Source organism: Chlamydiifrater volucris (assembly GCF_902806995.1).
GTDB classification, from domain to species: Bacteria; Chlamydiota; Chlamydiia; order Chlamydiales; family Chlamydiaceae; genus Chlamydiifrater; species Chlamydiifrater volucris.
On the sequence record NZ_LR777654.1, the window covers coordinates 616,819 to 631,382 of the forward strand.

General features: G+C 40.8%; 13 protein-coding genes. 2 read left to right on the forward strand and 11 right to left on the reverse strand.

Translation table 11 applies throughout. The features are described 5' to 3' along the window. Positions 1–10 precede the first annotated feature (10 nt). Together KJA62_RS02695 and KJA62_RS02700 are read right to left on the reverse strand one after the other, a co-directional pair. Complete coding sequence (locus KJA62_RS02695) at positions 11–1,459, reverse strand: phospholipase D-like domain-containing protein (protein ID WP_213318488.1); 1,449 nt, start codon at positions 1,457–1,459, stop codon at positions 11–13. 62 nt (positions 1,460–1,521) lie between these two features. Further along, complete coding sequence (locus KJA62_RS02700) at positions 1,522–2,238, reverse strand: lipoyl protein ligase domain-containing protein (RefSeq protein ID WP_213318489.1); 717 nt, start codon at positions 2,236–2,238, stop codon at positions 1,522–1,524. A 319-nt stretch (positions 2,239–2,557) separates the two neighbouring features. On the opposite strand from KJA62_RS02700, the gene KJA62_RS02705 reads away from it, so the two are divergent. Then, positions 2,558–5,092, forward strand: coding sequence for an ATP-dependent Clp protease ATP-binding subunit (locus KJA62_RS02705; protein WP_213318490.1), 2,535 nt, complete (start codon positions 2,558–2,560; stop codon positions 5,090–5,092). Here KJA62_RS02705 and mnmA read toward each other — a convergent pair. Continuing rightward, positions 5,067–6,155: a tRNA 2-thiouridine(34) synthase MnmA gene (gene mnmA, locus KJA62_RS02710; RefSeq protein ID WP_213318491.1), complete on the reverse strand. Its 1,089-nt coding sequence runs from the start codon at positions 6,153–6,155 to the stop codon at positions 5,067–5,069. The two genes, KJA62_RS02705 and mnmA, sit on opposite strands and share 26 nt — an antisense overlap. An 88-nt stretch (positions 6,156–6,243) precedes the next feature. Between mnmA and KJA62_RS02715 the strand changes: the two genes are divergently transcribed. Continuing rightward, positions 6,244–7,647, forward strand: a complete 1,404-nt coding sequence (locus tag KJA62_RS02715) for a hypothetical protein (protein WP_213318492.1) — start codon at positions 6,244–6,246, stop codon at positions 7,645–7,647. A gap of 72 nt (positions 7,648–7,719) precedes the next feature. Here KJA62_RS02715 and KJA62_RS02720 read toward each other — a convergent pair whose 3' ends face one another. The 8 genes from KJA62_RS02720 to KJA62_RS02755 all read right to left on the reverse strand — a co-directional run bounded on the left by KJA62_RS02720 (position 7,720) and on the right by KJA62_RS02755 (position 14,526). Next, positions 7,720–8,952, reverse strand: coding sequence for a hypothetical protein (locus tag KJA62_RS02720; protein WP_213318493.1), 1,233 nt, complete (start codon positions 8,950–8,952; stop codon positions 7,720–7,722). 101 nt (positions 8,953–9,053) lie between these two features. Continuing rightward, positions 9,054–9,740, reverse strand: a complete 687-nt coding sequence (locus KJA62_RS02725; RefSeq protein ID WP_213318494.1) for a PTS sugar transporter subunit IIA — start codon at positions 9,738–9,740, stop codon at positions 9,054–9,056. Positions 9,741–9,748: 8 nt separating this feature from the next. Next, positions 9,749–10,231, reverse strand: a complete 483-nt coding sequence (locus KJA62_RS02730; protein WP_213318495.1) for a PTS sugar transporter subunit IIA — start codon at positions 10,229–10,231, stop codon at positions 9,749–9,751. A gap of 5 nt (positions 10,232–10,236) precedes the next feature. After that, positions 10,237–10,680, reverse strand: a complete 444-nt coding sequence (gene dut / locus KJA62_RS02735) for a dUTP diphosphatase (protein WP_425513836.1) — start codon at positions 10,678–10,680, stop codon at positions 10,237–10,239. Positions 10,681–10,715: 35 nt separating this feature from the next. Next, on the reverse strand, positions 10,716–11,642 hold the full coding sequence (gene accD / locus KJA62_RS02740; RefSeq protein WP_213318497.1) for an acetyl-CoA carboxylase, carboxyltransferase subunit beta: 927 nt from the start codon (positions 11,640–11,642) through the stop codon (positions 10,716–10,718). Positions 11,643–11,719: 77 nt separating this feature from the next. After that, on the reverse strand, positions 11,720–12,346 hold the full coding sequence (locus tag KJA62_RS02745) for a superoxide dismutase (protein ID WP_246481886.1): 627 nt from the start codon (positions 12,344–12,346) through the stop codon (positions 11,720–11,722). A 70-nt stretch (positions 12,347–12,416) separates the two neighbouring features. After that, the gene (locus KJA62_RS02750) at positions 12,417–12,581 is read right to left on the reverse strand and encodes a hypothetical protein (protein WP_213318499.1); all 165 of its coding nucleotides are present in this window, start codon (positions 12,579–12,581) and stop codon (positions 12,417–12,419) included. Between the two features lie 61 nt (positions 12,582–12,642). Next, the gene (locus KJA62_RS02755; RefSeq protein WP_246481887.1) at positions 12,643–14,526 is read right to left on the reverse strand and encodes a phospho-sugar mutase; all 1,884 of its coding nucleotides are present in this window, start codon (positions 14,524–14,526) and stop codon (positions 12,643–12,645) included. Positions 14,527–14,564 lie beyond the last annotated feature (38 nt).

Here is a 14,564-nt window from a genome sequence, read left to right on the forward strand (position 1 = left end):
GAAAACGTCTTTATGCGGGCATAAAATTCAATTGCAAAGATCCCAAAATATAGTAGGTCGGGTCGAAATACCACTCCATGGCCTGCTCACAAGTAATACGTCTACTTAGAGATCTATCTTTCTCAAAAATTTTACCTGCTTTTCTAGCAAACTCTTTGGAACGGATCACTATAATACTTTCATAATCTATATCGTGACTCTTCTTACAAAAATTGTAGCTACCTATGACAAAGATCTCATCATCCACCAACATGCATTTTTTATGTAATTGAGTCTGGTATAAATCAAACTCATAAACAGACACGGGGAACGGCTTAGTTTGCATGCATTGTTTCTTTCCCCAAAGCGGAAAATCTCTTCCATACATCATAGGGATGTACCTCATACGATTTCCCCAAGCATAATTCATTGTAAGCTGCGGACTGTTTTCATGAGAACCATTAGAAATAATTTCCAATTTAACCCCTCGTAAAACAGCATTGATGACGGAGCTAAAGATGGAAGGGACGGGAATAAAATACATTTGGCTTATCTTGACGGATTCTTTTGCTTCATTGATGAGATTTTTGTACTCTAGCGTTATGGGGTTGCCGTTTCCATCGTTAGGGCCACTAAAAATTACTTTAACATTCCTTGCTTCAACTTCAACTAGGTCAGGAGAAAACTCGAATTCCTTAATAAAAATTTCTTCCAGAGGTTCTTGAACACCAGCCCCTACGCTAAGGTTCTGTAAAACTTCCGGATCCGAAGAAAATTCGTTCGCATCAAAAAATTTTTGCATTAAACAATCTTGATTCTTTTTCCACATAACGAAAGATTTATGAAATTCTTCGCGCAATTTACTTCCTAAAGCAACACTTCTGCCAACAACATCTTGATCCCTAAAAGCTAAAGGTCTAGACATCCCACCTATCTGCAATCGGGGAGAATCCACTACCTCAGGAATTTTATCTCCTTCAGTGCACATAAAATCTTCAAAGTTTGTTCCCCCAATAAAGAAATATTTACCATCAACAATTGATAACTTTACGTGCATTTCTATGACATTCGGATTTAGAATCGTCGAAGAAGGGATCCATCCAGTGAAAACGCATTGAAAACGCCCTCCCGTCTTCTTAGATAAAGACTCTATTAAATCTTTTTCTTCTTTGAAAAGAAAGATAGGCTGCAGCATCAAAAAAGCCCTAAATTCTGGTTCTACAGAAAAACGCTCTTCCAAAACTCTAAGAATTTTCAGCAAAACCTCTCCCCCAGCCAAACATAGTCCTAACTCGGCACTATATCTAGCCTTCTCCAAGGCTTTCAAAAGAATTTCAAATGTTTCTAACCCATTATCACAAGGAAGAAATCCTATAGTATCTACATCTTCTTGATTCAAATTTTCTATGCCTTCTACGACCACAACTTGTCCCGCAAAAGAGTCTAGGAAAGAAAATTGAGAAAAGACGAACGCGAACACAAGTGCTCGATGAAAAAATTTCTTAAAAACAACTGCAAACAATTGCATCGTCTCACTCCTTCCTAAAAGTCGTCCCAATGACAAAACTCATAAATAAAAGCGTCTCGCAAAGACCTTCGAGCCTCCTCCAATAGAGAACCCTGCTTATCATTACCTAAAAAGTAAAAAGAACTCTCCTGAACCCTTCCCCAAATAAAATCTAAGACATCCTCCTTGAGCAAAGCTTGATAGAACTCCCTACACCTCCCCGACAAAAACACTGTCCCCTGATGCAAAAAGCCCCTCGAAGTAGTTCTCTGAGCAGCTCCCCCAATTTTTTGCCCCTGAAAGATAACATCATAACGAGAAATTTTCGCCATACAAAAGTTCATATTTTTTCTTGATTCCCCACTACCTTGCATGGAAAGATCTCCTGAAAGACCAAAAGCTCTCTGAATACTTTTGACAACTAAGGTGTTCACTACGCGATAATTATCTAAAACGTTCTCCGAAAACAGTGGATGCGAGGCAGAAACTAATAAAGAAAAGGCAAAATCTGCATCATGAAACACCACACCTCCTCCTGTGGGGCGCTTAGCAAGATCTATGAGAGAAAAGGCCTTAGAGATAAAAACATCTTCAGGATTAACAAAATACCCACAAGTTACTGGCAGTAAATGCTTCCAACTGTAAAGGTGTAATAGAATCTTGGTCCCTTCTAACGAGTGCAAAAGGCGAGCATCTATAGACATATTTTCCTTAGAAGAACTGCTTCCAGAATCAAAAATTTTCCTTTTCATGAACAATTCACCTACTAAGGTTGATAATAGAAAAAATACAATCTATATAACCACATCCCCGTCATTATGTAAAACTTGGTTAAAAACATCCCTAGAAGCCTTTCTCAAAGAGAATTCCTAAAGAAATATTTTTTAAGAAAAAACTTTGAATAAAAACAAAAACAATTTATCAACTGTTGAATAAAAACACAAAACAATAAACAAAATAACAATAATTATTATAATTGTTTTTCAAATTGTTTGTTTTAAAAGTATGGTTGCATCATTATGATGAATATCGTATATGCTTGTTGAAATTGGATCCTAGGTTTAGGTTATTATGTTTGAGAAGTTCACGAATAGAGCAAAGCAAGTTATCAAACTAGCAAAAAAAGAAGCCCAAAGGCTAAATCACAATTACCTTGGCACTGAACACATCCTTCTTGGCCTCCTGAAACTGGGTCAAGGGGTTGCTGTAAACGTCTTACGCAACATGGGCCTAGACTTTGAATCGGCTCGACAAGAAGTTGAAAAATTAATTGGCTATGGCCCAGAGATACAGGTATACGGTGACCCTGCTCTCACGGGGAGAGTAAAAAAATCTTTCGAGTCTGCCAATGAAGAAGCTGCTGTTCTAGAACACAATTACGTAGGCACTGAGCACCTTCTCCTAGGCATTTTGAATCAAACAGATGGCGTGGCTCTCCAAGTTTTAGAAAGCTTACACATTGACCCTAGAGAAATCCGTAAAGAGATTCTAAAAGAGTTAGAAACCTTCAATTTACAACTTCCTCCGTCGTCTTCTCAAGGGCGAAGTTCCTCCCCTAAATCCTCTATAGGATCAACGATCAGTATGGAAAAAGCAGACAAGCTGTCTGCACTCAAGGCCTATGGCTACGATCTTACAGAGATGTATAAAGATGCCAAATTGGATCCCGTCATTGGACGCTCCTCCGAAGTAGATCGTCTTATCTTAATCCTTTGCCGAAGACGAAAAAACAATCCTGTCCTTATTGGAGAAGCTGGGGTGGGGAAAACTGCTATTGTTGAAGGATTAGCTCAAAAAATAGTCCGCAACGAAGTCCCTGACACTATCAGAAAAAAGCGTTTAATTACGCTTGATCTGGCACTTATGATTGCTGGAACTAAGTACCGTGGTCAGTTTGAAGAACGTATTAAAGCTGTTATGGACGAAGTCAGAAAACATGGCAATATTCTCTTGTTCATAGATGAGCTACACACTATCGTGGGTGCTGGCGCTGCTGAAGGTGCTATAGACGCCTCTAATATCTTAAAACCAGCTTTGGCTCGAGGTGAAATACAATGTATTGGAGCTACTACTATTGATGAATACCGTAAGCATATCGAGAAAGACGCTGCCTTGGAACGTCGTTTCCAAAAAATCTTAGTCAATCCACCCAGTGTTTCAGAGACTGTCGACATTTTGCGTGGATTGAAGAAAAAATACGAAGATCATCACAACGTTTTCATCACAGAAGAAGCATTGAATGCAGCAGCGGCTCTATCTGATCAGTACATTCATGGACGCTTTCTTCCAGATAAAGCTATTGATTTGCTAGATGAAGCTGGAGCCCGCGTCCGTATGGCCACCATGGATCAGCCTACAGAATTGATGAAATTAGAATCCGAAATAGAGAAGACCAAGCAAGCTAAGGAGCAGGCTATTAGCACCCAGGAATACGAGAAAGCTGCTGGACTTCGTGATGAAGAAAAAAAGCTTCGTGAAAAACTTCAAAATATGAAGTCTGAGTGGGAAAATCATAAAGAAGAACATCAGTTCCCTGTTGATGAAGAAGCTGTGGCTCAAGTTGTGGCTCTACAAACGGGGATTCCTGTTTCCCGCCTCACCGAAGCCGAGAGTGAAAAACTCTTAAAAATGGAAGAAATCCTTAAGAGCAAAGTCATTGGTCAAGATCAAGCTGTAGAAAGTGTTTGTCGAGCTATTCGTAGAGGTAGAACAGGAATCAAAGATCCTGATAGACCCACAGGGTCGTTCCTATTCCTTGGACCTACAGGAGTTGGCAAGACACTATTGGCTAAACAAATCGCTATGGAAATGTTTGGTGATGAAGAAGCTCTTATCCATGTCGATATGTCTGAGTACATGGAAAAATTTGCTTCCACCAAAATGATGGGATCACCTCCAGGATATGTCGGACATGAGGAAGGAGGCAACCTTACAGAGAAAGTTCGTCAAAGACCCTATTGCGTGGTACTTTTTGACGAAATAGAGAAGGCCCATCCGGATATCATGGATTTGATGCTTCAGATCTTAGAACATGGGCGTTTAACAGACTCGTTCAGAGGACAAGTTGATTTTCGTAATGCTATCATCATCATGACCTCCAACCTTGGGGCAGACTTGATTAAGAAAAATGGTGAGATCGGTTTTGGTTTCAAGTCTCCTTTAGACTACAAGGTCATGCAGGAAAAAATTGAAAACGCTGTAAAGAAACACTTGAAACCAGAGTTTGTTAACAGATTGGATGCTAGTGTCATCTTTAAACCTCTTGAACATGATGCTATATCTAAAATTATCCATTTAGAGATCGATAAGCTAGATTCTCGACTCAAAAAGTATCAGTTAGCCTTAAACATTCCTGAAGACGTTATTTCCTTTTTAGTGAATAAAGGACATTGTCCAGAAATGGGCGCTAGACCCTTGCGTAGAGTTGTTGAACAATACTTGGGAGATCCATTAGCTGACATCTTCATGAAAGAGCCCAGCCGAAAAGAGTCTAGGACTTTACAAGCGAAGCTCGCTGAAGATAAGGTGATTTTTGAAAAAGAACCCGAAAAAACAGGCCAAGCAACAGGGAGTTCTGAAACTATAGAATCCCCGGTGGGATCATAGCGACGTCTATGGTAGCTCCCCCTAGGCAAATATCCCCTTCATACATGGCGATCGTTTGCCCAGGGGTTACAGCCTTTACGGGTTTATCGAAGATGACCCGTAAACCTCCATTTTCTAAATGTACTTCACATTTTTCATCCTCACTACGATAGCGAATTTTGGCAGTGCAAACAAAATGATTGCTATTAGGAAGAAGAAACCAATTAGGATTTTTAGCTGTAAGTTCTTTTCGATATAGAAACGGACTATCCTCGCCTTCTGTCACGTAAAGAATATTTTTTTCCACATCTTTTCCAGCAACATATAGGGGGCTTTCTCTTCCTCCAATATCTATGCCTCTCCGTTGACCAAAGGTATAATAATGCAATCCTCTGTGAACACCTAGTACCTTTCCAGAATCAATGTCTACAATCTCGCCAGGCTTATCTTGGATATACCCACCCAGAAAAGATCGAAAATCCCTCTTACCAATAAAACATATCCCTGTACTGTCCTTTTTGGAAGCCGTAGGCAACCCCGCTCGCTCTGCAATTTCTCGAACTTCGGACTTTTCCATAGCCCCTATTGGAAACAGAACTTTGTGCAAAGCTGCTTCTGGGGTCCCTGATAAAAAATAACTTTGATCTTTTCTCCTATCTTTTCCCCGGGCAAGCAGGACTTTCCCCTCTCTTCTTACTAGCTGACAATAATGACCTGTAGCCAAAAAGTCTGCCGATAAACCCATGGCTTTCTTTAGCAACAAATCAAACTTGATCTCCCTATTGCAAAGAACATCAGGATTTGGAGTAATTCCCCTAGAATAACCTTCCAGAAATTGCGAGAAAACTCTATCCTTGTACTCCCTTGAGAATGAAACTGTATAGTGAGGTATGTTTAGCGCGTCACATACGTCTGCGACGTCCCGGTAGTCATTGGCAGCATTACATCCCTCCTCGGAGTTTTCTTCGTCCCAGTTCTTCATAAATAAACCAACGACTCGGTACGAAGTGCGGGTCTTGAGCAGATAGGCAGTTACAGAAGAATCAACGCCACCAGACATGGCGACGACAACTGTTTTTGGCATAAAAAAGAAAACAAAGATTTTTAAAATATGAAAAAAAATTAAAAGATCATAATATTTCCACCGCAGATTAATTTGCAAATCAATAATTATGCCCATAATTCAGCACTGCAACACAATCCCTGAAGATTCTTATTTGTGCAACACAATACAGTTGGAGCCCTCGGAAGATATTCATCAGTCAGTGTTGCTCATAAAAAATAAGTCTGACTTTTATGCCAGCAATCAAGAAATTTCTTTTAGGATAGCTCTAATAGCTCAGGTCGGCGTTACGGTGTTAGGTATATGCAATACCATCATAGCTCTGACCATCCCTTCACTCATGTTTGCTCTTTTAAGTGCTAGTGTTATGATTTTATCTGCGATCCTGGTGGCCACAATAACTTCAATGTTAAAAATGATCTGGCAGCTCCCCCAAAGCATGGACACTACCTTGAGAACCATTACTAAGGAGACTAGCATTTCCCCCGGATTGCAGATTTTGCTAAATGCTGATAAACACTCACTTACCAGCTTAAAACAAGTTAAAGAAGAATCCAATCTTGTTAAAAAGGAGGTTAATAAACACAGAAAGCTCTTTCACCTCCTCCAAAGTATTGCTCTGATGCCTGATAGGCAAGTCTCAGAACATCTAGAAAATATTCAAAACCAAAATCATCTAATCGCTGCCAAGCAAAAGGTCTCCTTATCCCTTCTAACCAATATCGTTGATAAGGTACCTCAGCTTCCTATGACCTCTGGGAAAGAGGAGATTTCTCCTATCAATCTCCAAAATGAAGAAACTTCTTCAATAGCTTCTTTCAATACAACAAAAACTAATTTTTCTACATCTTTCTCCATCCCCTACAAAACCTCTAATATTTTAACTCAGTGGAGCTTAGATCAAGAAGCTTTATCAAAAAAAATTACATACTCGTTTTTATTATCTCTGCTAGTAGCAAGTCTGTCTACGGTCTCTTTGGTTCTTTCCATACTTTGCAGCCATTGGTTTTTGCTTACCTTTTCCATCGCAACTATTTTAATCACTTTTGGTGTTATGCTCTCGCTGGGATTGCCTTTAAAAAATCAATCTTCGGGAGTTATCCTATCTAATGAAATCCAAGAAGATCTCATTCAATACACAAAACTTTGCATTGATAATAGCAATGCAAATTTACAAGAACTAACTAACAAGCAGATGGATATCCTGGAGCGAAGGCGAATCCAAATGAATGTAATTCCGACAGAAACACAGCTGTACCAGGAGGAAATAGAACTACTAAAAAGACAAATTGTGGAATTAGAAAAAGTCATCTCTACAAACGAGAAAAAAAATTTAGCCCAAAAAAAATGTCAACTCTGGGGGCAAATGAGAGATATAGTCCTCAATCGGGAATCAGAAGATATGGCAGCTCAAGAATTTCTAGGAACATTCGATGCCACAAACTTCCCAACGCTGACTCCAAAAAAGGTGCAGACAACAGCACAGAAGAAGCGACGAAATTCTATCGGATGAAGCAAGGAATCGCGAGAATACAAAAGTCACCCGCGTTTATACAGAACGCGAGCGACTTTCAATTCTCATAACTTAAAAATTAAAAGCAGGTACTGGATTCGCAGCAGCCGCAGCGCCAGGGACCCCAGGGACCCCTGCTCCGCCACCCGTTCCTGGGGTGTTGTTCTCTGTTGAATTTGAATCCGAAGCATTAACTATGATAATCCCAGAAATAATCATAGCTAGCACAGTCATGACCATTGTACAAACAGAAATTCCTCTGTGCGCTCTTCGTTTAGTCACACAGGAAGAACAAGGCCACTCTGCTTGATCACAGCGAAAACGCACCGCCTCGTAGGGACTCAAATTCGTCCTCATGCTATTGTCCTGGTCTGAAGAACTGTTTCCTCTATCCAATGGAATACGAACCTCTGTGCGAGAAACTCTTCTTGGAGCTTCCTCCTTCACTTTACTTTGCTGAGATTTTCTTTTCTCATCTCTATTTTTCTTAATTGCAGCAGCTCTTTCCTTATCAAATCGTAAGGAAGAAGTAACAGAATGATTTCTAGGCACCCTAGACTGCTCTGCTTTAGTTAAAGCTGCTTCGCGGGCAGACTTCCTTTTACTCACTCTCTTTGCTCGAGCCAAAGACTCTATCATTTCCTCCACCTCTTTTTTGGAGTACTCTTTGTCCTCAGAACAAATACAAGGTTGGTCTACCCTTTGAGACCGATTCCCTCCATGAATCAAAGATTTTCTGGGCTGGGAATTCATTTCTTTCTTATCTCTGACTCTACGAGCTTGGTCCTCGTTCAAAGCTTTGTTCACAACCTTAAATGGATTAGTTAACTTTAAGGATTCTCCACCCTCTTTCTTAGCCTTCTTACCCACTTGCGCATCCGCCGCACAAGAACCAGAGGATGAAACAGAAGCCGCTTGCGAGGACCGCTCTTTAACATCAGAGACATCCCCACCCCCTTGAGTTTCCGCGGGGGACGACTCTATTTCCACTCCGTTCAACACCTTTACTGAGGAATCCTCCCCACGCTCAACGCAAGTAGTGGCCTTACGTCTAGTGTCTCTACAAGAAGACCCTTTGAACGGCTTTTCTGGTTTGACATTTTTCGAAGTAACTTTCTTGCCCAAGAAACTCTGACTTTTCCACAAGTCATCGCTTTTCGCTGATGATTTCCTACTCTTTCTACCTACGGAACTCTCTGCTACCGAGGCAATATTATTCGAAGAGACCGCGGCAGAACCAATACTGTGAGAAAAGGTTAGCAAAATGGACAAAACCGCGAAATGCGAAATACTCTTAGGACTCATGCTGCAAAATTCTCCTGGGTCAGCCTATGAAACCACCATAACAACAAAATGTTTTTTTAGACAACTCGGATTGATACTCTTTTCTTGAATTATGCAAAGCACTAACGAGTATTAAACTCCCAGGTTTTGATAAAGGAAAGCAGCTGCTCCTTGCCAGGAAGAGATTTAAGAAACTCCCTGGCCTTTAGATCCATTCCTAAATGTACAATTTTATTAATAAGATTGAGATGAGTCTTGTCACTTCCCGCAAACAAGAAAAATAAAACGTCGACAGGCTTGTTATCCAGTGCACTGTAATCAATAGGCTTTCCAAGAAAAACAGCTACAACAACATCATAGTAAGGGCTTATTTGAAACTCCCTAGTATGAGGGATAGCTATACCCTGACCTATCCCAGTAGACATCATATCCTCTCTTTGACAAAGAAGCTCGAAAAGCACCTGCCCATCAAAAGAAAACATTTGAGCTACCTTGCCAGATACCTGTCGGAGGACATCTTCCTTACTATCGGCGGCAACAGCACTGAGAACTCCCCCTTTATGGATAGCCTTGTACAAAGAGTATCTTAGAGAAAGATCTCTCATCAACCCCTCTTTAGAAGACTGATTCTCAAGAGCTTCTTCGACTATATCTCCGTTATAAAGAAGCCAATTCTCTAATTCTTCGCGGCCAAACCGACATTCATCATTAATATTATAACCCGGAATTTTACCTTCCCTGACCCAACCATGTACCGTTTGCTCTGAAACATCTAAAAGATCCGCTATTTCTGAAACACTCAAATCCATGGCGTCACTCAAACTCCACTAACTAATTTTATAATTTCCTCAGCCGTTCCAACCTGTAGCAATTGCTGCCTTCTCCAATCATCCTTAAGAGTAAGCGTAAGCCCCGACAACAACTTGAGGTACAGCTTCTGCTGCGCATTTTCTGGAGCTCCAACAAGGAACACGAACCGCACTGGAGCACCATCAATTGCATCCCAGAATACCCCTTGAGAATGAATCGCAACAGCAACAAAAAATCCCGAACAATCGGAGGTTTTACCGTGAGGAATGGCGACACCCATCCCGATGCCCGTAGACATAATGCCTTCCCTGTCCACAATGGTTTGAAAGAAGGCGTCTCTATCCTTCAAAAGACCCGCGCTTTCCGCGAGCAGAGTAAGGTCCCGAAGAACCTCATCTCTAGACATCCTGTCCGAGAACATCACCAACCGAGGCGAGAGGAACGACTCAAGAGAGAACCCAACCTCCTCCTCTAAAACACAGCCAGTCATACCGCTTAATCAACTCCAGTATGTCCGAACCCCCCATCACTTCTTTCGGTAGCCTGCAAAGCTCCTTCAGCTTTGCAGAGCTCAGCTCGGCTAATAACTACAAAAACCCCTTGAGCGATACGCATTTCAGGCTCTATAACAAATTTTTCCTCACCCAAGTTAATGAGAAGAATCTGAACCTCCCCTCGATAGTCAGAGTCTATAGTCCCCGGAGAATTTAGCACCGTTATGCCGTGCTTTAGAGCTAAACCACTCCTGGGACGTATTTGCAGTTCAACCCCAGGAGGCAACTCAAACCGAAGACCTGTCGGCACCAACAACCGCTTTCCTGGAAGCAGTTCCATAGGACTAAAAATAGCCGCCCTGAAATCTACTCCTGAAGCTCCAGAAGAAGCGTACTCCGGCAAAGCCACTTCCTTCTCCCCAACACTCTCACAAAGAACTTTTATCATAAGACACCCCGCAGAAAAGCGACCATGATTGTTTATTCTTTTTCATCTGTCAATAAAAAAAACTCTTTAATTTTTTCAGAAAGATCGCTCTTTTTGTTGGCCCTACCACCAACATACTCCGCACTAGAGAAATAATCTAAGAATCCTTGTAAGCATGCCTTCATTTCTCTTCTTTCGACAATCTTATCAATCATCCCATGTTCTAATAAAAATTCTGAACGCTGGGCCCCTTCAGGCAAATCTTCACCTATCACCTGGGACACCACTCTGGGACCAGCGAAACAAATCAGCGCCTTAGGCTCTGCTATAATAATGTCACCTAAGGAGGCAAAAGAAGCCGTCACCCCTCCAGAAGTAGGGTTAGTTAAAACAGATATAAACAACAAGCCTGCTTCGTGAAGCTTCGCCAAAGCAGCAGAAGTCTTTGCCATCTGCATCAAAGAAAAAACTGATTCTTGCATCCTTGCTCCACCAGAAGCGCTTACAATGATTACAGGCAAATTTTCCCTTATAGCTTCTTCTATCAACCTAGTTAGCTTCTCTCCAACTACTGCTCCCATGGAGCCAGCCATAAAGTTGAAGTCCATAACTCCTAAAGCCACGGGAAAACCAGCTATCTTACATAGTCCTGTAAGAATCCCTTCACTTTCTTCATTATCCTTTCTAGCCTTACTCAGTCGATTTTGGTAAGTCTCCGTATCAGAAAAATTGAGTGGATCTAAAGATCTGAGATCGGAGTATAAGGGGTGCCAAGTCCCACTGTCAGCAAGTAGTTTTACCCTTTCTAAAGCTGACACACGGTAATGGTAAGAGCACTTAGGACAACAGTTGTAGTTTTGTCCAAGTTCATTAGCATGAATCATCTCATGACAATGGGTGCACTTTAACCACCCACTAAAACCATCTGCTTTTGTTTTCTGCACTTTTATTTTTGGTTTATCAGAAGAAAATAAGCGCACGAGACACCCAAATTAAAAAATAATTAAGAAACCATTTTAAGTTATTTTTAACACTTAATCAATTAAATTAATAATTCTTAATTTGATTGATCTAAAAAATTAATATACCTAGACTCCACATACTTCCAGTTAAACACCTTAGTAATGGCTTTCAAATAATCCATACGTACATTTTTGTATTGCAAATAGTAGGCGTGCTCCCAAACATCAACCCCTAAAAGAGGGACTAATCCCGTCGTTCCTTCTAGAGGATCTTGGTTGGCTGTTTGTTGTAAAGTCAAATTTTTTGTTTTCGGACAGAGAGCCAGCCATGCCCACCCGGACCCTTGGATAGGAGCCGCAAACTCTATGAAACTCTTCAGAAAATTATCAAAATTTCCCCATCGCGCCTCAAGAGCTCTTAACAATGCCTTCTGTGGAGGAACACCCCCATTAGCTTTCTCCGGAGATAACATCTCCCAGAAAAGTGAATGATTGATGTGCCCACCCCCATTAAACCGCAACGCAGGAGCTAAAGAAATTAACGAGGTGACTTCTTGACTGCTAAAGGAAATGTCCATCTTCTTCAAGGCATCATTTAGGTTGTTAACGTATCCTTGATGATGTTTGAGATGGTGCAGCTGCATAATCTCAGCACTAATAACTGGTTCTAAATCTTCATATTCATAAGGCAACTCTGGCAACCGAAACTTCATCAATTCCATAACTCTTCTCAATATTAATTATCTAAAATCTTCTACAGAAGCTCAGGCACACCCGTGACGAAAATCTCTTTTAAGAATACCTGATAGATTCCGTTCGAAAATCCAAAACCAATCGCAATGCCCTTCCTAGACTGGACCAAGTACCATCCCCTGAGGACCTAACGATCATAGCGTGACCAAAAGCTTCTTTACTGGCTGAAAAACTCAGGAAAGTTACTATACAACCCGCACGCATATCCGTCTAGGGCCAAAACAGAAACATTTCCAAGGAATAAAAATAATTATCATGGGAGGGACTAAAAGAAATCTAATTCCTCTTTGACTGCGTCAATAAAAGTATTCAATTCTCTTTCTGCAGCTAGCTTTCTAGACAAAATCTCGTTTACCAAAGATGTTTTATTTGAATAGCGAACAACTACTTCAAAATATACCTTCATCTTCGGCTCAGTCCCAGAAGGTCTAATAACTAACCAAGAGCCATCCAAGAATTGATAACGCAGGATATCCGCCTTACCTATCTGCAAAGGATACTCCCCTCCAGAGAGAACATTTTTACCTTCCCTTTGCAAGTAATCCTCGAAATTGCTAATAGTTTTTCCTCCCAAAGAGCCCCGAGACGCTCCTTGAGCACGTAGAGAACTTAACACTTCTTGCATCCTTTTCTGACCCTGACTGTAGGAAAAATCTACAGATATTGTCCTATTGAGAAAATAACCGTACTTTTCGTAAAGAGACAAAAGGAACTCAACAGGAGTTCTATCACGAAGTTTTTCCTGTAAAGCTAGCTCAGAAAAAGTAGCACTAGCAACCGGGGCGTCTTTATCCCGCACATGGCTACCATAAAGATAACCATATGATTCCTCCGCTCCAAATAAGTAGCTTTCCGGGCCTAACGACCACTCTTCTATCTTCTCTCCGATATATTTAAAGCCTGTGCGGACATTAACAATATCTACACCATAATTCTTTGCTATTTCTGCAAGCATTTCTGTTGTTACTAAGCTCTTAACAATTTTGTAAGATGAATTTAATGGCTGAGATTGACCTTTCAAAATATGCTCAGCCAATAAACATGCTATAGCATTTCCATTGAAAATGAACGGTTCACTATTCCACATACAAGCCACCCCCAAACGATCTGCATCAGGGTCAGTAGCAAAAAACAAATCCGCAGACTCTTCTTGCATTTGTTTTAGCCCCATAGATAATGCTGAAATTTCTTCCGGGTTAGGAGAAGTTACAGTGGGGAAATTTCCGTCTAATATTTTTTGCTTTTCTACTAAAGCACAAGAAAAACCCCAATCAGAAAGAATCTTCGGCACAATGGGGAAACCTGATCCATGCAAATTGGAATAAACGATACGTAAGATATGGCCCGAAGAAAAATTATCTTTTGGGTGTAACTGTAAAGAACGAACAGCTTCTAAATAAGCTCCATCAAATTCCACATCAATCAACTCCACTCTCTCGTATAATTCTTCACGAGTAAGCGAAGCAATCACGATATCGCCATTCCCTGTTAATTGATTTACTTCCTCCATAATTTCTGCATCCGCCGGAGCAACAACTTGTCCTCCTGTATGCATGTAAACCTTGTACCCGTTGTACTGTGGCGGATTATGAGAAGCCGTGATCATAACACCAGCTGCGCAACTTTTGACTCGAACACCAAAAGAAATTAACGCAACTGGACGAGGGTTCTTGAAAAGAGCTACCTTTATTTCGTTGGCTAGTAATACCTTAGCAACCTCCTCTGCAAATTCTTTCGAATTGTTACGACTGTCAAAACCAATAATAACTAAAGGATGCTCACTACGTTTTCTCTTAGTTAAATAATTGCATAGTCCTTGGGTAGCCTTCCGAACATTAAAGAGGTTCATTCTGTTGGAACCTACACCAACTATACTTCGAAGCCCCCCAGTACCAAAAACCAACTGTTTTCCGAAGGAATCTTCCAGAGCTCGAGGATTCGTCCTTAACGAATCTAAAATCTGGTCTTTAATCTCCTGAGGAAAATCTCCGTCCAACCAACTAAGTATATTCTTTTGTGTTGAGGGGCTAAGAGATTTCAAAATATCAGCAATATCGGGGGGCAGCATAAACAATCGTTCCCAAAACGAAATAGAAGCAACACCATAAATAGCGACAAAAACAGTGTTAATCAAGGAAAATCTTGGCATCTATAGGTAAGAAAAAAACTAAAAGACACTCATTCTTA

Coding starts and splice junctions, on each gene's coding strand:
- KJA62_RS02700 (WP_213318489.1), bottom strand. CDS start 2,238: ATGAAAAGGAAAATTTTTGATTCTGGAAGCAGTTCTTCTAAGGAAAAT.
- KJA62_RS02705 (WP_213318490.1), top strand. CDS start 2,558: ATGTTTGAGAAGTTCACGAATAGAGCAAAGCAAGTTATCAAACTAGCA.
- mnmA (WP_213318491.1), bottom strand. CDS start 6,155: ATGCCAAAAACAGTTGTCGTCGCCATGTCTGGTGGCGTTGATTCTTCT.
- KJA62_RS02715 (WP_213318492.1), top strand. CDS start 6,244: ATGCCCATAATTCAGCACTGCAACACAATCCCTGAAGATTCTTATTTG.
- KJA62_RS02720 (WP_213318493.1), bottom strand. CDS start 8,952: ATGAGTCCTAAGAGTATTTCGCATTTCGCGGTTTTGTCCATTTTGCTA.
- KJA62_RS02725 (WP_213318494.1), bottom strand. CDS start 9,740: ATGGATTTGAGTGTTTCAGAAATAGCGGATCTTTTAGATGTTTCAGAG.
- KJA62_RS02730 (WP_213318495.1), bottom strand. CDS start 10,231: ATGACTGGCTGTGTTTTAGAGGAGGAGGTTGGGTTCTCTCTTGAGTCG.
- KJA62_RS02745 (WP_246481886.1), bottom strand. CDS start 12,346: ATGGAATTGATGAAGTTTCGGTTGCCAGAGTTGCCTTATGAATATGAA.
- KJA62_RS02750 (WP_213318499.1), bottom strand. CDS start 12,581: ATGCGTGCGGGTTGTATAGTAACTTTCCTGAGTTTTTCAGCCAGTAAA.
- KJA62_RS02755 (WP_246481887.1), bottom strand. CDS start 14,526: ATGCCAAGATTTTCCTTGATTAACACTGTTTTTGTCGCTATTTATGGT.